Origin of the sequence: Photobacterium rosenbergii, from assembly GCF_033022775.1 — a bacterium.
Classification (GTDB): Bacteria; Pseudomonadota; Gammaproteobacteria; order Enterobacterales; family Vibrionaceae; genus Photobacterium; species Photobacterium rosenbergii_A.
In genome coordinates, this window is the sequence record NZ_JAWJZI010000010.1 from 59958 (window position 1) to 81012 (window position 21055).

Consider the following 21055-nt stretch of genomic DNA (forward strand, 5'->3'; position numbering starts at 1 on the left):
ATACGTGTTTACTAGAGAAACCAAAGGGTAAATCACATATCATAGCAAGTTAAAGCTGCTTTATTAAAATACCTGCGGTAAGACACAGTATCCCATTGTGACTGGCGACATTAAAGAGATAATTACGTGCTTAGCTACTCGCTTAACATCCACCTAATTTGTTTTATCGGCCTGCAGCTGTTTTTCTTTAGCAGCATCAGCCTCGCGTCAGCTAGCCAAGATACAAACCAGGATCTCACCCAACCAGCTCCTGCCAATATGGCACCAGAGGCAATCAGCCAAGCCGCGCAAGATCACGTCACCGAGTTAACCCGCGAGGCAAACGGCACCTTCACTATCACAGCACCAAACCTCGATAACCGGCTCCGCCTACCTCAATGCCCCGAACCTCTGTCGACCGACATCCCCAACAAAAATTCACTGAGTGGTACGGTTTCTGTTTTGGTTCGTTGCGAGCCTCTTAATTGGCAACTTTACGTCCCCGTGCGCGTCCAGCAGGTGCTTGAGCGGGTTGTTGCCAAAGCGCCGCTTCCCAGAGGGTCCGTGATCTCCGCAGCCGACATCACTGTCGAGCAAGTGGAACTGAGGCGGCAACGCGGTGCCTCTTTTGCCAGCCCAGAGCAGCTGATTGGCTCCAAAGTAAAGCGCCCCGTCCGGCTTGGGGAAATCATCTTGGCCAGCGACATCTGCCTGGTGTGCAGAAATGATGCCGTTCTTATCAAGGCCGGCAATGACGGTTTGTCTATTATTACCGAAGGCAAAGCCTTATCTGATGGCTCGCTGGGCGAGCAAATCAGAGTGCAGAATAATCGCTCGAAAAAGGTCATTACCGGAGTCGTCAGTGCTGTCGGTGAAGTGACGGTTCGCTATTGATACGAAATTACCGAAATTTTACGTACAATACCTAAAGGTTTTGCTATCGTTGTCGATAATACAGTAGCTATAGAGCCTAACTGCATGTTCAAGGAGTTTCTAATGCCTACTATCAATAACATACGCACTAACCAGCCATTAACCACTGGCGGGAATGTATCCAACGCCGAGGCTGGCAAAAGCAAACCGGCATCTGATGCTAAAACCAATACAGCCGAATCTGATTCCGTCTCCTTGAGCAGCCAAGGCCAATCTGTGGGTCAGATCCACCAGCAGCTGGCGACCCAGGAAGCTTTCGACACTGAAAAAGTGAACGCCATCAAAGAAGCGATTGCCAATGGCTCTTATGTCATTGATGCCGACAAACTAGCGGCTAATATGATCAAATTAGAAGATGAATTGAAAGGCCTTTAAGGAACAAGTGAGAGAGTATGTCTACGTCTATAGAGCAGCTTCTTGAACAGCAACAGGTAAACCTTACCTCTCTCACCGCATTGCTCGCGCAAGAGCAAAAAGCAATTGTCGAACGCAAGTCCGAGCAAATTCTTGAATGCGCTCAGAAAAAATCATCATTGATCGACAGTATCAAGCTCGTCGACCACCAATTATCTGTTCATCCAGAGCAAACTAGGCTCGCTGAGGACGGCGATCTGGCTCAAAAAGTCTCAGCCTTAAGGGCTCTTGCTGACGACTGCCAATCCACCAATGAAGTGAACGGCGAAGCCTTGATGCGCGCCCAGCTGAGCTTCCATAAACTGAATAATTTATTGCAGCAGAGCCGCGGCAAGCATCAAATGACCTACACCAGCGAGGGAATAACCCAGAATACTCGTACTCTGGGGACTGATCTAAAAGCGTAAAAAAACCGTCTTGTCGATTTATCCTGCCTAGAACATCACTTCTTGGCTTTGGGGAACCGAATACACTTCAACACTCCCTTTCAAGCGCTCCATCCGATTGAGATCAAGCTGCATTTCAGTCACATAGTTATCGCCAATCGGATAACTGCGGATCACTTCAGCACCACGGATACTTCCATCAACAGAGCTATCGTTAGTTTCATAATTCAACTGCTGATCATCCATCTCGGCCCGGGCTGTAATACGGATGCCGTAAATCTGCTCCGTCAACTCACGGTAAGCATCGAGCTTTGACGCCCGCATGGCACGCATGCGTTTTTCTTCTATGCTCTTCCCTGGCTGCTCGCTAATGGACGCATAGCCAACAGCGGTAATAATGTCTGTATTGCGCGTTTCAACCAAAGGCTGACAGCCGACAAGAAAAGCTAAAACAAACAGGCACCAATAACGCATTTTTACTCCTAAGGCTTAATTACTACTGTATTTCTATCATGGGACAGGGTCTCATCACGAATGATCCAGCCATTGTCCATCCGCATTCTGTTAAGACTGTCAAGATCGCGACCAATCCTGTCGGCAGGTAGGAATCCTTGCGCCGAGGCTATCACCACACGAGAGCGGATACCAATAATCCGGGCATTGACCAGCACACCGGCCGATTGGCGAAGCATAGTACCTGCCAGTACATAATCGACAGGCTGCTCGGATGATAACTGTTGCCAGTCACGGCTAAGGGCAAAGTCACCATCCGGGGTCACTTTGATACCACCTGTGACTTTGTAATCAACCACGGTATAACCACGCTGCTGCATTTGGTAAATCAGACCTTCCGAGACCGTATTACCCAACCAGTTCGTCTCGTCCATGTCCTGAAGGTCAACAAATGAAGTCACGGCCAGAGGTGTACGAGCAGTCAGATACTGATTCGACTCAATCAGCTTGTCAGCCATTCCCTGGATGAAAAAATCCATGGTATGGCGAGGCATTTCATCCAAACTATGTCGGCTACCGGTATAAGGCTCTTTACCGTTATAAATGGGAGAATAGGCACAAGAAGTTACCAACATTGCCATCAATACAATTACCCATTTTTTCATAATATACAGCTCCAATTGAAGAGAGACTTCAGACCCATAGCTTGTTATCGTAGATTCAAACAAAAACTTTATTGGTAAACACAAAAATTCAGGAATGCTCTTTGCATTATCCTTGGAATACTATGAAAGTCGCCATTCAATCTCACCATTGATAGTGGCACACTCGCTTCAATTCGTAAGCATCCAACGTAGAGTTTTAAAGCAATTTTTATACCGAAAGTGGACGAAATGATAAAAAAGATCCTCCTTACCCTCAGCAGCATCTGGCTACTGCTTGCCTTACCGGCAAGTGCCGCATGGTATGAAGTCACAGGCTCTGCTGTTGTGCTGCAAAGTGAATCACAAGCCCGCCAGACCGCGCTGGAAGATGCCGTGTTACAGGTTATCCGATATGCCGGAGCCGATCTTTCCTCATTCAACCGCGTCAAACCCTACCTGAAGAACAAACAGGATCATTACCAGTTCAGTGGCAGTGAATTACGTCAAATTACTGTCACCAAAACCAGAAAGAAAAGCGGCAGCCTTTATCTAACAGCCCAAATCGAAGTATTTCCGTCGGCAAGAACTTGCCACAAGGTACAATACAAAAAAGGCCTGCTGTTGGGTGAATTTGATATCCGCTCCCCCCAACACGCCTCGCTAGGTGGGATTTACCAGCTAGGGGACAATTTCACGTCCGTGCTGAAACGCCAATTGGAAACCCGCTCGCAAAGTTTCGTGGTTTCCGGTACCACCCGTGTCCAAATCAACCCGGGTTATCCTAGCCAAATGGTTATGCTCGCGGAAGATCATGATGCCCAGTACATCATCAGCGGTCAGATCACCGATTTAACCTCGACACTCGATCAAAAGTTGTTACGCAGCGATACGATCAATCGGCAATTTGCTGCCGAACTCCAACTTATGGACGGCAAAACCGGTGAAGTACTGATGCAAAACCAATATCGAGAAGTGGCAAACTGGCCATTTTCCCGCACCAGCCAAGTTGACACCGGCAGTGCCCGGTTCTGGCAGTCAGCATATGGCCAGGCTGTTCAGCGTGTTAGTCAAAACATGATGCTGGATCTGGAAAGCACGCTGGCTTGCCGTACCAACTTACCGGAAGTGGTTCGCCATTATGGCAATACCATCCATATCAACCAAGGTCGCAAGCATGGCGTGAAACAAGGTGATCAACTGGCGCTATGGCACAGTGCTGGCTTTATTGATCAAAACGGGATCCCAAGAAACCGTATGGTTCAAACCGACATCACCTTGGTTGTCGACCGGATATACGAAAAATCTGCCGAGCTCAGCATTGAACAGCCGGAGCTTGCCAGCAGCATCCAACCTGGTGATTTGCTAACCAAACAGATTGAAGATTGAGAGTAATCACTTAATTTATTGGTATTTTTTTGTATAATGGCGAAACCAAGCAGTGCTTGCTGCTCCCTTAGCTCAGCTGGATAGAGCGTCCCCCTCCTAAGGGGAAGGCCACAGGTTCGACTCCTGTAGGGAGCGCCATATTTCAAGGCCCAGTTATCATCAGGTAACTGGGCCTTTTTCATTAAAGATGAAAAAGCTAAAAACGAAAAAACCTCGCCTAGGCGAGGTTCTTTGAATTTGGTGGAGCTAGGCGGGATCGAACCGCCGACCTCTTGCATGCCATGCAAGCGCTCTCCCAGCTGAGCTATAGCCCCAAATTGTGAAAATGATAATAAAAACTTAGCTAAATCATGTCAATAGATGACTTTTTCTGTTTGTCATTAATATCATGATTCCGTGATTTTCGTCACACCACCAACCCGGGGCTATCTACGCGTCCAACCATCCAGCCAATACCGCCCAGCTAACGCCTGTACTTTTATAGCGATACCGATTTAATGCTGTCGAAGCTCAACCACATTTAGCAGACAGAAAAATGTATTAAATCTGATACATTCTATAAATTTTGAAGCGCGTAGATTGGCGCGTAGCCTGAAAGACGATACCTGTCTCGTGATGTCCGTTAGACTAAATCCGATGACAACAAACAGCCAAATCGATAAATGCCACATAAAATCAGATATTTAAAATAAACCCTAACAGCATGATAGAGTTAAAAAACTCCATCAGTATCTCCAATCTTCCTCACACAAAGCAAAGCACCATACCGCTCTTATTAATATTTGAAAAATATGATCTTAACCTACTATCAAATGGTAGATATACATGACAAGCAAGAAGTAACGAGACATACATCACATGCGTTTTATTAAGAAGGAGAGCGCAATGAAGAAAATCACCACATTTTTTGCTGCGATGATGCTTGCTGCCAGTTTCAGTTCAGGCGCGTTTACCCTAGCCGGAACAGATGCTGACTTACCAGAAGATGCTGTTAAACAGTGTGCAACAGCTAAAAGCTTCTGGGTCTGTATTGATAACTATAAGCAGATGAACAAAAAATAAAAAAAACGGAAGAGTTCTACTCTTCCGTTTCGTTCTCTAATTCCGATAGACCGGTATTAGCTGTTCGCTTCACGCTCAGCGATGAAGGCCAGTGCCATCCTGATTCGAGCAGCGACGCGCTCTTTACCAATCAGCTGCATCACAGCATCTACAGATGGTGATTGACCTTGGCCGGTAACAGATACACGTAGTGGCATACCCACTTTACCCATACCTAGCTCAAGCTCTTCACACGTTTCTTTGATCACGTTATGAAGGTTTTCAGTCGTCCACTCTTCAAGCGCTTCTACTTTAGCAAGTGCCAACTCTAGCGCACCTTTAGCCACTGGGCGCAGGTGTTTCTTCGCCGCACCGGCTTCAAACTCGCTAAAGTCTTGATAGAAGTAACGCGACTGCTCTGCAAGCTCAATCAGAGTATTACAGCGCTCACCGACCAGCTTGATCACATCCGTCACCGCCGGGCCTTGAGAAGAATCGATTTCTTTCTGATCCAAGTGCCACTGCAAGTACTTGGCAACATACTCAGGCTCTGCCGTCTTGATGTAGTGGTTGTTCAACCATAGTAGCTTGTCAGTATTGAACGCAGACGCTGACTTGCTGATTGAGTCAAGGCTGAACAGCTTGATCATTTCTTCTAGTGAGAAGATTTCCTGATCGCCGTGAGACCAACCCAAACGAACCAAATAGTTCAGCAGTGCTTGTGGCAAGTAGCCTTCGTCACGGTACTGCATCACGCTTACCGCACCATGGCGCTTAGACAATTTGGCACCATCATCACCCAAGATCATTGCACAGTGGGCAAACTCTGGGACTGGTGCACCCAGTGCTTGGTAGATATTGATCTGGCGAGGAGTGTTGTTGATGTGATCTTCACCACGTACAACCTGCGTAATCCCCATATCCCAGTCGTCAACAACCACACAGAAGTTGTACGTCGGGCTACCATCAGTACGGCGGATGATCAGATCATCCAACTCGCTGTTGGCGATTTCGATACGGCCACGTACGTGATCGTCAAATACAACCGTACCTTCTTTCGGGTTACGGAAACGGATAACAAACGGCGAATCTTCAGTCGCTGCTGCATTTGCCGCCACAACTTTCGGGTGGTTGGCATCGTAGCGTGGTTTTACACCTGCAGCCATTTGCTCTTCACGGATTTCGTCCAGCAGCTCTTTCGGGCAGTAACACTTATAGGCTTTATCTTCTGCCATCAACTGGTCAATAAGCTGGTTGTAACGATCAAAACGCTTGGTCTGGTAGTATGGGCCTTCGTCCCAGTTCAAACCCAACCATTCCATACCTTCAAGAATGGCATCGATCGCTTCCTGTGTAGAGCGCTCAAGGTCAGTATCTTCGATACGAAGAACAAATTCGCCACCCATGTGTTTAGCAAATAACCAAGAATATAGAGCCGTACGAGCACCACCAACGTGCAAAAAGCCTGTTGGGCTCGGTGCAAAGCGAGTTTTAACCGTCATTGAACAATACCTAATTAATGAAGGAGTATGCAGTGGATTCACTGCGATCAGAGGCGGGTATTTTACCACTGTCTGGTAAATCTACAATGACCCGTCAACAATCAGTCAATCTTTAAGGATTAACAGCGCGACCTAAGGCTCTCACTAACTAGTTTGAAGACATAGATAGCAATTAGTCCTTCAGGTTTTTCATCGCCCACAACATGAACTCTTGCTGTTCTTGTGCACTTAACTGTGAAAATGATCCTTGCAATATGTTCATTCGAGAGCTGCTATTGGTAACCGACATTGGCTGAGACTCACCTGAAGCAACCTTATTTGCCGTTGACGTTGAGACAGTTGAAGTAGTTGAGACAGACGAAACAGCGGCTATGGCATCAGCTCGTTGGTTATACGCCACCAACTCATTCTGGTAGTCCCTAAGATTCTGAAGTCCACCAGCGGTAAGCTTGTCGATGGAAAAATCAACCGATCTGTTTGCGTCGTTGACTAAAGTAAAGGACGGTGAGCGCTCAAAGGCTTTGGCATCAGCTATGGTTCTTAATTTTGGATAACTAAGCTCAAGCGGGCGATCAGAAGCCTCAAAACGGATGATAAAGGCTGGGGAGTTATATTTCCGATGCTTGGCATCTTCAGAGACCAGTTGCCCTACTTTGAAGAGTAGTTGGTTTGTTCCCTCCTCAATAAGCAATAGATTGTTGCCGGACTCAGCAGAAGCATCCTCGGCATCCGCCGAGTTTAAAATCAGTGGTTGGATTTCGCTCTGTAATGAGATCGTGGTTTCTGCATTGACACTCATAGCTCCGAATAGCAGGCTAGCAACTACAAATTTGTATAGTGGTTTCATTGTTCATCTCCCAATACGCACAATCAGCAAAAGGGCGAACACTTCGCCCTTAATCATTTTTCATCGTTATCTTAACTAGCAATTAGAAGTAGTACTCAACGCCAACAGATAGTTCATCATAGTCTGCTGACTTCCAACGCGTTTCCGAATCTACACCCAACGCTCCATCACCAAAGTCAAGGGTACGGGCACGGAAGTAGATCACAGCTGATGGGTCGACAAAGTACATGGCCTGTGCAGAAATAACATCATCAGAGGTATTCTTAATAGTCTTGCCATCCACTTCTAAGTCAAAGTTGGCAGCATAGCCGAGCTTGAACTGCCAATCATTGATGTTATACATCAAGCCAGCTGAGACACCGTCTTGTTTTTCATCTCGACCAGTCGCTGCAGAAGCTTCCATATATTTGTACTGTGCGAAGAAAGAGATACCGTTGTCAAACCAACCTTGGATACCGGCCAAGTAGGTATCGTTGTCCCAAGACGTACCTTCAGACTCGATATTACGGTTACCTTCATACGCTAAGTCAAACTGGACCGGACCGACTTTGTAATGAGCCGCCAAACCACCCCAGTAATCATCGCCTTCGCCTAGGCCAGCTTTGTCACCAGCACCAACTGCAACGTCGAAAGTCAGGGAGTCAGCATATAGAGGCGAGTCCCAGCGAATAGTATTCGACTGGCGGTCTTGATACTTGGCACCACCAATTGCCCCCCCCCAGTCCCATACGTCACCTAGGCCAGGGTTAGATGCAGGCCAGTCGACCAACTCATATAGCGGTGTTAGCACACGTCCGAAACGCACCTGACCAAGGCCGTCACTTTCAAACCCGACAAACGTGTCACGCTCACCAAGGCCGGCACCTTCACCACCGAAGCTTGGATCGACATAGCCGCCTTCGATTTGCCAAATGAACTTAGGGCCGAAATTTTTAAACTGCTTCGAACCACGGAAGCCAATACGTGACTCGTTGTTCAACTGCATGCCTCCAAGCTCATCATCCGTCGCAGAATTGCCACTGTCGTAATCACGGTATGCCGCCTGAACCGCAATAATGCCGTAAACTTCATATTTGGCATCTGACTCACTTGCCTGTGCCGGTACGGCAGCAACAGCTGCTGACATGATTGCAGCACTTAAAAGGGTACGCTTGAAAATCTTATCCATGAAAAACTCCTAATATTATAGCTGTTTAAGCAAAACCTCCTCAGTTGGCCGCCGAAGGAAGGGTTGCTCGAATTTCTATCATTTATTGTTCACGAATAAGGCTATCGGCTTTTTTCTCAGCGTGAAGATAGGTCAAGAAAAAACATGACCAGCTTCAAAATCGCACTTATAAAAAAACAGAAAAAACCATTAAAATCAATTAGATGACCAAAAATCCTAAAATTAACTCTAGCGCAGACAAAACGGAAAAGTGTGCACTTGTTCTCACATTAAAGTGAAAACCATCACGCAATTGACACTCCCTTAGATTTTTTTACAAAGTATTGTAATTAGTCACCTTTATTGACATCAAAAGGGTGATCCCGCTCTCACATCACCTCCCTGACTGAACTTTACCTGAGAAGCAGATTTAAGGGCTTTTGACGTTTTTGTCGAAGGAACTTTAGTTTTGTTTTTCTCACAACATAAATCAGCCACTATTCGCACAAACTCCCTCCCGCTAAACACACTGCAATAAAGGCTTTAATATTCATTAAAATCAGAATGTTAAAACCAAAACTTATTTACAGGTATTTATTCGTTGTGACTGAGCTCTTATTAACACCACGGCATCAGAAAATATGCTTCTATGCGCGGCAATCACCAAGTAAAATCGTGGTGCAAAATATCTTTTAGCTTGGACGTGCTACTGCTGGTAGCTATCAGGGAGAGAAAATGAAATTAAAGAGATTAGCCTTAGCTGTAGCCATGTTGTCACCGCTATCTTTTCAAACGTTAGCGGCTGTCAATCTCGATCTACCGGCCAACATTCGCCTATTGGCCGTCAATGAGGAAGAAGCGAACAAGGGATGGGATAGCTTTCTGAAGTCATCTGCAGAGAGTATCCGCCTGGAAGATGGACAAAACCAGATAGTCTACCAAATCGATCACTACTTTTATAAAGGTGACAAACAAAGCGAACGCTTCCGCTCCGGCCCTTTTATCCTGACTTTCGAGGCCAAAGATAAAGATTTGGTTTTCTCCATTCCGGATTTTCATGATGTTGTTCATGCCGAGGGATACGAAAAATCCCCGACACCGGTATTAAAGCGCAAAAGCGGGAGCGACTACCCCTTCAAACACGACAAGCTGGCGCTGCAGGGGCTTTCGATCAATCATGATTACGCCGAATATGTCCAGGCTTACAATAAAACAGGTGGGATCGCAGCGCTGGCCGCTGCTGGAGCAGTAATCTCTCAAGCCTCGGCACCAGCAAAGACAGCGCAGGTACAACAAACGGCAAAGCCAAACGCCCAAGCCGACCGCCCGGTGGCAGCCAAGGCACAACCAGCAACGGACACACACCAGCAACAGTCCGAACTTGCAGCAGAAAACTTGAAGTTCTGGTTCAACCAAGCCGACGAACAGACCCGCAAAGAGTTTATTAATTGGGCCATCAACAACCTCTGATCTCGCAGACCTCGTCACCATGGATAAAGAAGGGCTTGCCCTTCTTTTTTCTACTAAGACCCACCTAAATAAGTATTTGACCAACTATTTATTGTATTTATTGGCCCCCTCTTTCCGGCAAGAATCTTCCAAAAAAAAGCGGGAGCCGAAGGCTCCCGCAACAAAAAGGCTGTATCAGATTTGAATCCGATTAGAAACCGTATTCTAGACCCACTCGAACAACAAATGTTTCTGTCTGCTTGCCTTCAGACTTGATATCACGCTGGGCAAGACGTAGGTAAGGAACGAAACCGTTGTGAACATACATCAGCTGGCCAGAGACGATACTATCCTCATCACCCTGCTTCACACCCGCCGTTTTAGATTCCAAGTTTTCGGTATAGCCGACCTTCACACCCCATGGACCATTCCAGTACTGACCGATCACTACCCATGAATCCTGCTCGGACTTGTCACCCCCCTTCACGTCGCTCTCACCGGACTTGTATGCCGCCGCCAGACCGAAGCCTGCTGGTAGTGAAGCTTCAAAACCTACAAGGTAACCGAAGGTATCAGCAAACTGTGCATCAACTGCCGCTGTCTGGTAGTTATCGCCAGTGCTTATAGAGTTACCCGCGCCATCTGTACAGCCTGTATCCGATGCACAGATTTCCCAGGAAGCATCAGCGCCGTCTTTAACCTTACGATCGGTTTCAGATTCGAAGGCAGCATGTAGCGTCACCATGTCAGCTACACGGTAGTGCGCAGCCGCGCCGTACCAGTTGTTGCCGTCGACAGACTTGTCGCCGCGGCCAGTTGCCACGTTGAAGTTAAAACCGCTGAAGTTTGGTGAGTCGTAGCGAGCCATGTCGCCGTGACGGTCACGGTTAAACTTCACATCGCCGCCCCAGTCCCATGATGCGCCCAAACCTGGGTTAGCATAAGGCCAGTCGATAACTTCGTACATTGGCGTCAGCATACGGCCAAAGCGTACTTTACCCCAGTCACCCTGAACACCTACGAAGGTATCGCGGTTACCCAACGTACCGCCTTTGCCATCTTCGCCGACGTAACCGGACTCAACCTGCATAAAGATATTGACGTTGTCGAACATATCTTTGCCAGCACGGAAACCGATGCGTGACTCGTTCTCGTAGTCGTAACCGGTGTATTTATCTTCTTTCGCACCAGTCGCAATAGTTTTTTCTTCAGCGTCATAGTTAACGATAGAGATAGCAGCAACGCCGTAGACTTCGACATTGAATTCATTGTTCTCGCCAATCTGGTATGCATTTGCAGACATAGACATCATTGCTGCAGCTGCAACTGCAGTACCTAATACTGAACGCTTGAACATCTTTTCCATGGAAAACTCCTAAAAATACTAGCTGTGTTTACTTGTGCCCAGAAGGTTGGCCGCCGAGGGCAACAAGTAACTCTCCCAATATGCGAACTGCTCAACTGCAGCCCGCTATATTTTTTTAACTTCGATTGAACTATTTTTTTCAACCTCTGTCCTTCTTCCCCTTTAAGACTACTTTCACATCAAAAAACATCAAACAGAACTTAATTTATTGTTTAAAAAATATGACTCAGTGCAAACTTTCTGGCGATTAGTGATCCGGATCAAATCGCACCCTAAACAGACACCATCAAAACAAAAACACAATAAAAACAACAATATATACTTACAAATTCATTAGAAACTAATAGTTACCCTATCAAAGCCTCCATTGCCACAAGAATGTTTTTAGCATTTTTTTGCCAAATACATACTTATTTACACCGATGAATTCGCATCAAAAAATAACAACCAGTCATTTTACAGTCGCAAAAAAAAAGGCTCTAAAGACATTGCTTTAGAGCCATTATCGTTAATTTCGTCAATAAATTATATTTTGACGTTTTTGACGTTTTTACCGAGCCATGAAATCAATAAGCTGTTGCTCGTCCCAAATTTCAATGCCAAGCTCTTGAGCTTTAGTAAGTTTTGACCCAGCCGCCTCACCCGCAACCAGTAGATCGGTCTTCTTAGATACACTGCCCGTCACTTTCGCACCCAGATTTTGCAGTGCGGCTTTGGCATCCGAGCGAGTTAATTGTGACAAGCTGCCTGTTAGCACGACCGTTTTACCATCAAGGGGTAGCTCAGCAGCATCATCGCGCTTTTCAATTGCCGGCCAGTGAATACCAACCTCAATAAGATCTTTAATCACCGTCAGGTTGTGCTCCTCGCGGAAGAAGTTGTAGACATGTGCCGCAACAATCTCGCCAACGTCCTGTACTGCCACCAGCTGCTCTTTGCTCGCCGCTTCAATGGCAGGCAAGGACTCGAAATGCATCGCAAGGTTTGCTGCAGTCGCCTCACCCACCTCACGGATACCCAATGAATAAAGGAAGCGAGGTAACGTAGTCAGTTTTGATGAAGACAGTGAGTCCACCAGCTTTTGCGCTGACTTTGGTCCCATTCTTTCCAAGACGGTTAAGACACCCGCTGATAACTTGAACAGATCTGCAGGTGTCGCCACCATTTCACGATCAACAAGTTGCTCAATGATTTTTTCGCCACAGCCGTCAACATCCAACGCTTTACGAGACACAAAGTGCTTCAGTGCTTCTTTGCGCTGCGCCTGACAGAACAGTCCGCCAGAACAACGAGCCACCGCTTCACCCTCAACACGCTCAACTTTGGACTCACACACCGGGCATGCTTCTGGGAATACAATGGGCTTGGCATCCGCTGGGCGGCGAGACTCAACCACAGAAGCTATCTGTGGGATCACATCACCGGCACGGCGGATAATCACCGTATCTCCCACCATCACACCTAGGCGGGCAATTTCATCGGCGTTGTGCAGTGTGGCGTTGCTTACCGTCACACCGCCAACAAAGACAGGTTCCAGTTTTGCAACCGGGGTAATCGCTCCGGTACGGCCAACCTGGAACTCGACATTGTTTAGCGTCGTCAGCTCTTCCTGGGCGGGGAACTTATAGGCAATCGCCCAACGCGGGGCCCGTGCAACAAAGCCTAGCTGCTGTTGGATGGCAATATCATCGACTTTAATTACCACCCCATCAATTTCATAAGGTAAAGACTCACGCTTTTCACCAATTTCCTGATGGTAAGCGATCACTTCATCCATGCTGGCCAACTGGCGGATTTCCGGACACATAGGCAGCCCCCATCCTTTAAGCTGAACCAGGCGATCATATTGACCCGGGGCAAGCTCCAATCCTTCAACGACACCCACCGAGTAAGCGTAAAAACTCAAAGGTCGAGTCGCAGTAATTTTAGAGTCGAGCTGACGCAAACTTCCTGCCGCTGCATTACGCGGGTTGGCAAACGTCTTTTCACCTTTTTTCAAGGCTTTCTCATTCAACGATTCAAAGCCTTTTTTCGGCATAAAGACTTCACCGCGCACTTCAAGGCGAGAAGGCCAGCCTTCACCGCGAAGCTTTAACGGGATAGAGCGAATGGTTCGCACATTCTCGGTAATATTTTCACCCGTTGTACCATCCCCCCGGGTCGCGGCTTGAGCCAGAACACCATTTTCGTACATCAGGCTCACCGCCAAACCATCCAGCTTCGGCTCGCAGCAGTAAGCGAGAGATGACTCAGACAGCAGGCGATCCAACATTCGCTTTTCGAACGCATGAAGATCATCGTCATTGAATGCATTGTCCAGTGACAACATTGGAATTTCATGGGTGATCTGGGTAAAACCGTCCAGCGGTTTGCCACCCACTCGCTGGCTCGGTGAGTCAACGGTCACTAGCTCTGGGTTTTCCGCCTCAATCGCCAGCAGCTGCTGCATCATTCGGTCATATTCCACATCCGGTATTTCCGGATTGTCTTCTACGTAATAGCGGTGACCGTGATAGGCAAGAAGTTCGCGCAACTCATCGAGCTGCTGCTGAATGTCGTGGCTCATATGTGTACCTGTACTGATACCAAGCAAAGTGCCCTAGGGCCGCTTGGAGAGGGTATAAAAAACAAGGCCCCTTATACCTATATGTATAAAGGGCCAATTTGTGTTCGTTAGACGCTACAAAAGTTAGCTTACAGTATAGCGCTGTGCTTTGTCGCGATAGCCGCTGATGCGGTGCGGTGTGATAAGGTTTCGCTCATGATCGAGCACATCACCACCTAAACTGTCTGCAATACGCTGGACAGTTTGCAGCATTAAATTGAAGTTCTGATCGGCACGGCCAATCTCGCATGGCAGCATCAGATAAAATGCTACGCCCGGAGTTTCAAAGCTTTCACTACCGCCTTCAGGGAAGTGGGCCGGGTGAACCATGTTGGTTACCGTAAAGATTGCAGGCCCTGTTCCCGCCGCATCGGCATGGCGGTGATACACCGAGTTTTCACCAAAGATCAGATGGTTTTGCTCAAAAGCGTTAAACAGCCGGCTGCCACGGAACATCTCACCATTACGGGCATGGACATTCAGTACCAGGTAATCTGGCGGTAGTACTTCTTGCTCGGCGGGCTGCTCTGGCTCTTCAACCAGCAAAGTTTGCTCCATAACTGGCGCTGCAGCTGGAGCAGTAACAACCTCTTCAGGTTTTTCAGACTCTTCAGGCTTACCCTTTTCATCTGCCTCAACCTTGTTGGCAGGATCAGTTATCGCAGACTCGGTAGCAGAAACAACTGGCTCTGCACTTTCAAGTTCGGCTTCAGCTGCTTGAATAGGCTCCTCCAGCGTAACCTGCTCTGCAGTGGCAACATTCAACACAGGCTCAACCTTCTCGGTCACCTTCACTGCTGGCTCTGGAGTGACCGCTTTGGGTGCCGTCTGCTCTTTAGCTTGTGCTTGCGGCTCTGATACTCGCTCAGATTCTGGAACCGTTTTTGGCTCAGCCACAAGTTGCTTGGCAACTTCCTGCTGATCGATGGCTACTAATACAGGCTCTGGCGCATCGACTGCCGTCATCGCCTCTGAGCTCGGGGCGCTTTGCCCTTGAGTAGGAGCAATGTCTTTCATTGCAGGACCGTCCAACAACGGATCAGCATCCAATTTTGCACCAAAGTGCAATTCGGGTTCTTTCCTTTCATGACGAGGTGCTTCAACCGGTGCAGTTTCGGAGCCCACGACCCTGACACTGCCCACACCATCCTTATCAAAACCTTCCGAATCTCGGGAGGACTTGTCCAACTTACCCAGTGGCTTCTCACCAAACTTTGCAGGCTTTTCCTTTCTACTGCTCCATAGGCCATGAAGCAATAATCCTGCAATGGCAAGCGCACCGACAATAATAAGAACCAGACGCAATTCCTGCATACGAATACTCTGAATTAACTTGTAACCCACTACCGGGTAAATCAACATCTAGATTACAGCCACTGATCGCCAGTGGGTAACCTCTACTACTTAGCTTGGTACTTTTTTATCATAGCCACTCATCTAACAATGACAAAAAAGTGCAAATTAAAAAGCCAACGACAGCCCTTCACTGAAGTAGTGTACATCAGTCATTATGGACTTAACTTTACTCTAATGTATCAAAACTCAAATCAGAATGAGAAGGTGAAAGTCGTTATTCGTGCAAGATAGTGCTGCCGAGCACAAAAATGAACAAGCTTTGACCATTTTTGCCGTCTTCCGACCGGTCCCGAGCGGCGTTAATTTGCTTATAGCTATTAATCACCGTTACTATCAAGCCAAGAATGATTACGTCTTTAACCCTTTTTCGACTTGCCAAGGAGCCTTTATGCAATCTACCCGGCAGCCCCGCCCCCAGCTAACAGCCCCATTAAGTGGTGCCGGCTATTTCTTGCGAGGCATTTCACTTGCGACCCAACCCGGAACGCGTCGCTTTGTCCTCTTCCCGTTATTAATCAACATTGTGCTGTTTGGCACCGCCTTCAGCTTGGTGCTTAGCCAACTGGGCACCTGGATTGACGGCTGGATGAACCAGCTGCCAAGCTGGCTTGATTGGCTGTCTTATCTGCTGTGGCCACTGCTTGCTATCGCGACTTTGGTCACTTTCTCCTACTTATTCAGCACCATTGCCAACTGGATTGCCGCGCCATTCAATGGCCTGCTCGCCGAGCACCTAGAAGCGAAACTGACAGGTCAAAAGGCTCCTGATACTGGAATCACCGGGGTGATGAAAGATCTACCTCGGATCATGCACCGCGAATGGATCAAGCTGAAATACTACCTGCCAAAAGCGATTGGCCTATTCATCCTACTGTGGATCCCGGCCATTGGTCAGACCGTAGGCCCAGTGCTTTGGTTTTTGTTCAGTGCTTGGATGATGAGTATCCAGTACGCCGACTACCCGTTTGACAATCACAAGGTTCCGTTCCCTGCTATGCGAGATGCGCTAAAGACCAAGCGTGGCACCTCGCTGAGCTTCGGCAGCCTGGTTATGCTTTGCACCATGACCCCAATCCTCAACCTGTTCGTGATGCCAGTGGCTGTGTGTGGCGCGACGGCGATGTGGGTCGATCACTACCGCGAGCAGCATAAGGCTTATTGATCCGGCAATAGGCTATCGGCCATAGGCGAGCGGGAGGAAGTCGCTCGTCTACCCATAGACTATAATTTCCCCCTCCAAACGACTTGCCCATACTATGCTCTTTGCTCTTCCTATCGCCCAGAGCCGCTCTCGCCTATAGCCGTAATATTAAGGTATTCACCCCACTCACCGCTCACTCTGCTTGAAACTTGTTCGGCGATACCAACAGTCCCATATAACAATAAGATATAACCACAAATTACTTTGCAAACCTCGTTTAAGAGTTATGCTTAACGTGTCTTATGTTTTTAAACGCGTTACGAAGGAACGACAACAATGAGCAAGATCTACGAAGATAACTCCCTGACAATTGGTAATACTCCCCTCGTTCGCCTTAACCGAGTAAGTAAAGGAAACGTCCTGGCTAAGGTTGAATCCCGTAACCCGAGCTTCAGCGTTAAATGTCGTATCGGCGCCAACATGATTTGGGATGCCGAGAAGAAGGGTATTTTGAAAGAAGGTGTTGAGCTTGTTGAACCAACAAGTGGCAACACAGGTATTGCTCTTGCGTTTGTTGCTTCAGCCCGTGGCTACAAGCTGACCCTTACCATGCCAGAGAGCATGAGTCTGGAGCGTCGTAAGCTACTAAAAGCATTGGGTGCAAACCTTGTTCTGACCGAAGCGCCAAAAGGCATGAAAGGTGCTATCGAAAAGGCAGAAGAAATCGTCGCGTCTAACCCAGACAAGTACTTACTACTTCAGCAGTTTAACAACCCTGCCAACCCTGAAATTCACGAGAAGACAACAGGCCCAGAAATATGGGATGCCACAGACGGTGAAATTGATGTCTTCGTCTCAGGTGTAGGAACCGGTGGTACGCTGACAGGCGTAAGCCGATACATCAAACAGCAAAAAGGCAAAGCAATTACAACCGTTGCAGTAGAGCCTACAGAGTCACCGGTAATCACCCAGGCGCTAAATGGCGATGAAATCAAACCAGCTCCGCACAAAATCCAAGGTATCGGAGCTGGCTTTATTCCTGGCAACCTAGATCTTGAATTAATTGACGAAGTTGAGCGTGTTAGCTCAGAAGATGCGATTGATATGGCCCGTCGCCTAATGGAGGAAGAGGGTATCCTTGCAGGTATTTCTTCTGGCGCGGCAGTAGTCGCAGCAAATCGCATTGCAGAGCGCCCAGAATTTGCAGGTAAAAATATCGTTGTTGTGCTACCAAGTTCAGGTGAGCGTTACCTGTCATCGGCACTGTTTGCTGGTATCTTTACAGAAAAAGAAACCCAACAGTGATCACACTTTGAGATGTTGACGTAACGATTGTTACCCAAAAGCCTCCCATTGGGGGGCTTTTTTGTTGCATTTTGACCGTAGCTTTAATATAAATCGGTTGTGTTTTATTTCTAGCTTCAAAATAAAGCGGTCGAAAAATGGACGGCTGGAGGTTAGAACAGGGAGAAAAGTCACAAAAAATTGACTTGGATTAATCTCAAACACCGAACTGTTGGGTAGTTTATAATCCCAGATAGCGAGCTTAGCATAAACAGGTTAAGCTTACTTTCAGTTACGTTAATATTAAATAAATAATATCTATATCGGGGTGAAAAATGTATCAGAAGCAAGTTGAGATCACTGCAGAAAACGGTCTACACACTCGTCCAGCTGCTCAGTTCGTTAAAGAAGCTAAAGGCTTCGACGCTGACATCACAGTGACTTCAAACGGCAAAAGCGCAAGCGCTAAGAGCCTATTCAAGCTTCAGACTCTAGGTCTAGTAAAAGGCACAGTAGTAACTATCGCTGCTGAAGGTGCTCAGGCTCAACAGGCTGTTGACCACCTAGTTGCTCTAATGGACGAACTGCACTAATCCGCAGTCTGTTTATTACTTCCCCTAGTTTTAAGTCAATTTAAGGTAAGGCTATGATTTCAGGTATCCTGGCATCTCCTGGTATTGCTTTCGGTAAAGCACTACTACTGCAGGAAGAAGAGATTGTTCTAAACAAAGCTCCTGTCGCTGCAGACCAAATCGAGAACGAAATTCAGCGTTTCTTCGATGCTCGAAAAAAATCTTCTGAGCAACTAGAAGTTATCAAAGAAAAAGCACGTGCAACCTTCGGTGAAGAGAAGGAAGCCATCTTTGAAGGCCACATCATGCTGCTGGAAGATGAAGAGCTTGAAGAAGAAATCATAGCCTTCATTAAAGACAACAATGCTTCTGCAGATCTTGCAATTCACTCTATCATCGAAGAGCAAGCTTCTACTCTAGAATCATTGGATGATGAATACCTAAAAGAGCGCGCAACGGACATCCGTGATATCGGTAACCGCTTTGTGAAAAACGCACTGGGTATCAGCATCGTAAACCTAAGTGCGATCAACGAAGAAGTTATCCTGGTTGCTAACGACCTGACGCCTTCTGAAACCGCGCAAATCAACCTAGATTACGTTCTTGGCTTCATCACTGATATCGGTGGCCGTACGTCGCACACCTCTATCATGGCGCGTTCTCTAGAGCTACCTGCAATCGTAGGTACTAACGACATCACAGCTCAGGTTAAGAACGGTGACATGCTGATTCTTGATGCAATCAACAACACGATTGTTATCAACCCATCTGAAGCTGAACTAACCAAATTCAAAGCGATCCGTGACGCGCACGTTGCCGAAAAAGAAGAACTGGCTAAGCTAAAAGACCTGCCAGCTATCACGCTTGACGGCAAGCAAGTGGAAGTTTGCGGTAACATCGGTACCGTTAAAGACTGTGACGGCGTTAACCGCAACGGTGGTGAGGGTGTTGGCCTTTACCGTACCGAATTCCTGTTCATGGACCGCGACGCGCTTCCTACCGAGGAAGAGCAGTACGCAGCTTACAAAGAAGTTGCGGAAGCAATGCACGGCGAGCCAGTGATCATCCGTACTATGGATATCGGTGGTGACAAAGATCTACCGTACATGGATCTGCCACAAGAAATGAACCCATTCCTAGGCTGGCGTGCGGTTCGTATCAGCCTTGACCGTCGCGAAATCCTACGTGACCAGCTACGCGGTATCCTACGTGCATCTGCACACGGTAAGATCCGTATCATGTTCCCGATGATTATCTCTGTTGAGGAAATCCGCGAACTGAAAGCTGCGATTGAAGAGTACAAAGCTGAGCTTCGTGCTGAGGGCCACGCGTTCGACGAAAACATCGAAATCGGTGTTATGGTTGAAACCCCTGCAGCAGCAGCAATCGCTCACCACCTGGCAAAAGAAGTTGAGTTCTTTAGTATTGGTACTAACGACTTAACCCAGTATACTCTTGCTGTTGACCGTGGTAATGAGCTGATTTCTCACCTTTACAACCCACTATCACCTGCTGTCCTAACTGTGATCAAGCAAGTTATCGACGCTTCTCACAAAGAAGGCAAGTGGACAGGTATGTGTGGCGAGCTAGCGGGTGATGAACGTGCAACCCTACTACTACTAGGTATGGGTCTGGACGAATTCAGCATGAGTGGAATTTCGATTCCTCGCGTTAAGAAGATTATCCGCAACGCTAACTTTGCTGATGTTAAAGCAATGGCTGAGCAGGCGCTTGCTATGCCTACTGCTGCTGAAATTGAAGCTCACGTAGAAAAATTCATCGCAGAAAAGACCATCTGCTAATATAGCTGCAGATAGAATAAAAACGCTTAGGAGCAACGATATGGGTCTGTTTGACAAACTTAAGAAGCTGGTTTCTGATGACAACACTGAAGCTGGTGCTATCGAAATCATCGCACCACTTTCTGGTGAAATCGTAAACATCGAAGATGTGCCAGATGTTGTTTTCGCAGAGAAAATCGTTGGTGACGGTATCGCTATCAAACCTGCTGGCAACAAAATGGTTGCACCAGTAAACGGTACTATTGGCAAGATCTTCGAAACTAACCACGCTTTCTCTATCGAGTCTGACGACGGCATCGAGCTATTCGTTCACTTCGGTATCGACACTGTTGAACTGAAAGGTGAAGGCTTCACTCGCATCGCTGAAGAAGGCCAAACTGTTAAAGTTGGTGATACTATCATCGAATTCGATCTAGCTCTTCTAGAAGAGAAAGCGAAATCAACTCTGACTCCAGTTGTTATCTCTAACATGGACGAAATCAAAGAGCTGAACAAACTTTCTGGCGCAACAACTGTGGGTGAAACTCCAGTTCTTCGCATCAAGAAGTAAGATTGTCACAATCTTTGCCAAAAGCGCTGCCCCCGGGCGGCGCTTTTTGTTTATCTGGCGATTGGCGATTGGCGATTGGCGATTGGCGATTGGCGATTGGCGATTGGCGATTGGCGATTGGCGATTCAATAAGTCTAGCTTTAAGTAACTAGAGTCAATAAAAAAGGAGGTAATGTAAGCATTCCCTCCTCCTTTCAA

The 21055-nt window shown here is 47.3% G+C and carries 19 protein-coding genes and 2 tRNA genes; 12 read left to right on the forward strand and 9 right to left on the reverse strand.

Going from position 1 to position 21055, the window contains the following annotated elements; all coding sequences use genetic code 11:
* Positions 1–126: 126 nt before the first annotated feature.
* The 3 genes from flgA (at position 127) to R2X38_RS19295 (ending at position 1733) form a co-directional block, all read left to right on the forward strand.
* A complete protein-coding gene (flgA, locus tag R2X38_RS19285) occupies positions 127–873 on the forward strand; it encodes a flagellar basal body P-ring formation chaperone FlgA (RefSeq protein WP_317523975.1) in 747 nt (248 codons plus the stop codon).
* A gap of 102 nt (positions 874–975) precedes the next feature.
* The gene (gene flgM / locus R2X38_RS19290; protein ID WP_317523976.1) at positions 976–1287 is read left to right on the forward strand and encodes a flagellar biosynthesis anti-sigma factor FlgM; all 312 of its coding nucleotides are present in this window, start codon (positions 976–978) and stop codon (positions 1285–1287) included.
* Between the two features lie 17 nt (positions 1288–1304).
* Positions 1305–1733 (forward strand): flagella synthesis protein FlgN, encoded by a 429-nt coding sequence (locus R2X38_RS19295; RefSeq protein ID WP_317523977.1) that lies wholly within the window; start codon positions 1305–1307, stop codon positions 1731–1733.
* A gap of 27 nt (positions 1734–1760) precedes the next feature.
* On the opposite strand, the gene R2X38_RS19300 is transcribed toward R2X38_RS19295, so the two are convergent.
* Positions 1761–2186: an LPP20 family lipoprotein gene (locus R2X38_RS19300; RefSeq protein ID WP_317523978.1), complete on the reverse strand. Its 426-nt coding sequence runs from the start codon at positions 2184–2186 to the stop codon at positions 1761–1763.
* 8 nt (positions 2187–2194) lie between these two features.
* Entirely contained in the window at positions 2195–2830 is a 636-nt protein-coding gene (locus R2X38_RS19305) for a FlgO family outer membrane protein (RefSeq protein ID WP_317523979.1), read from the reverse strand.
* Between the two features lie 228 nt (positions 2831–3058).
* On the opposite strand from R2X38_RS19305, the gene R2X38_RS19310 reads away from it, so the two are divergent.
* Both R2X38_RS19310 and R2X38_RS19315 read left to right on the forward strand, forming a co-directional pair.
* Positions 3059–4195: a flagellar assembly protein FlgT gene (locus tag R2X38_RS19310; protein WP_317523980.1), complete on the forward strand. Its 1137-nt coding sequence runs from the start codon at positions 3059–3061 to the stop codon at positions 4193–4195.
* Positions 4196–4256: 61 nt separating this feature from the next.
* Positions 4257–4333: transfer RNA gene (locus R2X38_RS19315), tRNA-Arg, on the forward strand.
* 100 nt (positions 4334–4433) lie between these two features.
* Here R2X38_RS19315 and R2X38_RS19320 read toward each other — a convergent pair.
* Positions 4434–4509, reverse strand: a tRNA-Ala gene (locus R2X38_RS19320).
* A gap of 571 nt (positions 4510–5080) precedes the next feature.
* Between R2X38_RS19320 and R2X38_RS19325 the strand changes: the two genes are divergently transcribed.
* Entirely contained in the window at positions 5081–5257 is a 177-nt protein-coding gene (locus R2X38_RS19325; protein WP_317523981.1) for a hypothetical protein, read from the forward strand.
* A gap of 56 nt (positions 5258–5313) precedes the next feature.
* Here the strand turns inward: R2X38_RS19325 and gltX are convergent, their stop codons facing one another.
* The 3 genes from gltX to R2X38_RS19340 all read right to left on the reverse strand — a co-directional run bounded on the left by gltX (position 5314) and on the right by R2X38_RS19340 (position 8711).
* Positions 5314–6738 carry a glutamate--tRNA ligase gene (gene gltX / locus R2X38_RS19330; protein WP_317523982.1) on the reverse strand — a complete coding sequence of 475 codons (1425 nt, stop codon included), beginning with the start codon at positions 6736–6738 and terminating at the stop codon, positions 5314–5316.
* Between the two features lie 172 nt (positions 6739–6910).
* Positions 6911–7585, reverse strand: a complete 675-nt coding sequence (locus R2X38_RS19335) for a DUF2057 domain-containing protein (protein ID WP_317523983.1) — start codon at positions 7583–7585, stop codon at positions 6911–6913.
* An 82-nt stretch (positions 7586–7667) separates the two neighbouring features.
* Positions 7668–8711 carry a porin gene (locus tag R2X38_RS19340; RefSeq protein WP_317524042.1) on the reverse strand — a complete coding sequence of 348 codons (1044 nt, stop codon included), beginning with the start codon at positions 8709–8711 and terminating at the stop codon, positions 7668–7670.
* Positions 8712–9467: 756 nt separating this feature from the next.
* Between R2X38_RS19340 and R2X38_RS19345 the strand changes: the two genes are divergently transcribed.
* The gene (locus tag R2X38_RS19345; protein ID WP_317523984.1) at positions 9468–10202 is read left to right on the forward strand and encodes a DUF2057 domain-containing protein; all 735 of its coding nucleotides are present in this window, start codon (positions 9468–9470) and stop codon (positions 10200–10202) included.
* 190 nt (positions 10203–10392) lie between these two features.
* Here R2X38_RS19345 and R2X38_RS19350 read toward each other — a convergent pair whose 3' ends face one another.
* The 3 genes from R2X38_RS19350 to zipA form a co-directional block, all read right to left on the reverse strand.
* Positions 10393–11547 carry a porin gene (locus tag R2X38_RS19350; RefSeq protein ID WP_317523985.1) on the reverse strand — a complete coding sequence of 385 codons (1155 nt, stop codon included), beginning with the start codon at positions 11545–11547 and terminating at the stop codon, positions 10393–10395.
* Between the two features lie 550 nt (positions 11548–12097).
* The gene (ligA, locus tag R2X38_RS19355) at positions 12098–14113 is read right to left on the reverse strand and encodes an NAD-dependent DNA ligase LigA (protein WP_317523986.1); all 2016 of its coding nucleotides are present in this window, start codon (positions 14111–14113) and stop codon (positions 12098–12100) included.
* A gap of 123 nt (positions 14114–14236) precedes the next feature.
* The gene (zipA, locus tag R2X38_RS19360) at positions 14237–15514 is read right to left on the reverse strand and encodes a cell division protein ZipA (RefSeq protein ID WP_317523987.1); all 1278 of its coding nucleotides are present in this window, start codon (positions 15512–15514) and stop codon (positions 14237–14239) included.
* Positions 15515–15896: 382 nt separating this feature from the next.
* Between zipA and cysZ the strand changes: the two genes are divergently transcribed.
* The 5 genes from cysZ to crr all read left to right on the forward strand — a co-directional run bounded on the left by cysZ (position 15897) and on the right by crr (position 20857).
* Entirely contained in the window at positions 15897–16670 is a 774-nt protein-coding gene (cysZ, locus tag R2X38_RS19365; protein ID WP_317523989.1) for a sulfate transporter CysZ, read from the forward strand.
* A 315-nt stretch (positions 16671–16985) separates the two neighbouring features.
* A complete protein-coding gene (gene cysK / locus R2X38_RS19370; protein WP_317523990.1) occupies positions 16986–17954 on the forward strand; it encodes a cysteine synthase A in 969 nt (322 codons plus the stop codon).
* A gap of 314 nt (positions 17955–18268) precedes the next feature.
* On the forward strand, positions 18269–18526 hold the full coding sequence (ptsH, locus tag R2X38_RS19375) for a phosphocarrier protein Hpr (protein ID WP_317523991.1): 258 nt from the start codon (positions 18269–18271) through the stop codon (positions 18524–18526).
* Between the two features lie 53 nt (positions 18527–18579).
* Positions 18580–20307, forward strand: a complete 1728-nt coding sequence (gene ptsI, locus R2X38_RS19380; RefSeq protein WP_317523992.1) for a phosphoenolpyruvate-protein phosphotransferase PtsI — start codon at positions 18580–18582, stop codon at positions 20305–20307.
* 40 nt (positions 20308–20347) lie between these two features.
* Entirely contained in the window at positions 20348–20857 is a 510-nt protein-coding gene (gene crr / locus R2X38_RS19385; RefSeq protein WP_039460662.1) for a PTS glucose transporter subunit IIA, read from the forward strand.
* The last annotated feature ends 198 nt before the right edge of the window (positions 20858–21055 follow it).

Bases quoted from the DNA above. Each gene is read 5' to 3' on its own strand.
- flgM (WP_317523976.1), top strand. From the start codon at position 976: ATGCCTACTATCAATAACATACGCACTAACCAGCCATTAACCACTGGC.
- R2X38_RS19295 (WP_317523977.1), top strand. From the start codon at position 1,305: ATGTCTACGTCTATAGAGCAGCTTCTTGAACAGCAACAGGTAAACCTT.
- R2X38_RS19300 (WP_317523978.1), bottom strand. From the start codon at position 2,186: ATGCGTTATTGGTGCCTGTTTGTTTTAGCTTTTCTTGTCGGCTGTCAG.
- R2X38_RS19305 (WP_317523979.1), bottom strand. From the start codon at position 2,830: ATGAAAAAATGGGTAATTGTATTGATGGCAATGTTGGTAACTTCTTGT.
- R2X38_RS19310 (WP_317523980.1), top strand. From the start codon at position 3,059: ATGATAAAAAAGATCCTCCTTACCCTCAGCAGCATCTGGCTACTGCTT.
- R2X38_RS19325 (WP_317523981.1), top strand. From the start codon at position 5,081: ATGAAGAAAATCACCACATTTTTTGCTGCGATGATGCTTGCTGCCAGT.
- gltX (WP_317523982.1), bottom strand. From the start codon at position 6,738: ATGACGGTTAAAACTCGCTTTGCACCGAGCCCAACAGGCTTTTTGCAC.
- R2X38_RS19335 (WP_317523983.1), bottom strand. From the start codon at position 7,585: ATGAAACCACTATACAAATTTGTAGTTGCTAGCCTGCTATTCGGAGCT.
- R2X38_RS19340 (WP_317524042.1), bottom strand. From the start codon at position 8,711: ATGTCAGCAGCTGTTGCTGCCGTACCGGCACAGGCAAGTGAGTCAGAT.
- R2X38_RS19345 (WP_317523984.1), top strand. From the start codon at position 9,468: ATGAAATTAAAGAGATTAGCCTTAGCTGTAGCCATGTTGTCACCGCTA.
- R2X38_RS19350 (WP_317523985.1), bottom strand. From the start codon at position 11,547: ATGGAAAAGATGTTCAAGCGTTCAGTATTAGGTACTGCAGTTGCAGCT.
- ligA (WP_317523986.1), bottom strand. From the start codon at position 14,113: ATGAGCCACGACATTCAGCAGCAGCTCGATGAGTTGCGCGAACTTCTT.
- zipA (WP_317523987.1), bottom strand. From the start codon at position 15,514: ATGTTGATTTACCCGGTAGTGGGTTACAAGTTAATTCAGAGTATTCGT.
- cysZ (WP_317523989.1), top strand. From the start codon at position 15,897: ATGCAATCTACCCGGCAGCCCCGCCCCCAGCTAACAGCCCCATTAAGT.
- cysK (WP_317523990.1), top strand. From the start codon at position 16,986: ATGAGCAAGATCTACGAAGATAACTCCCTGACAATTGGTAATACTCCC.
- ptsH (WP_317523991.1), top strand. From the start codon at position 18,269: ATGTATCAGAAGCAAGTTGAGATCACTGCAGAAAACGGTCTACACACT.
- ptsI (WP_317523992.1), top strand. From the start codon at position 18,580: ATGATTTCAGGTATCCTGGCATCTCCTGGTATTGCTTTCGGTAAAGCA.
- crr (WP_039460662.1), top strand. From the start codon at position 20,348: ATGGGTCTGTTTGACAAACTTAAGAAGCTGGTTTCTGATGACAACACT.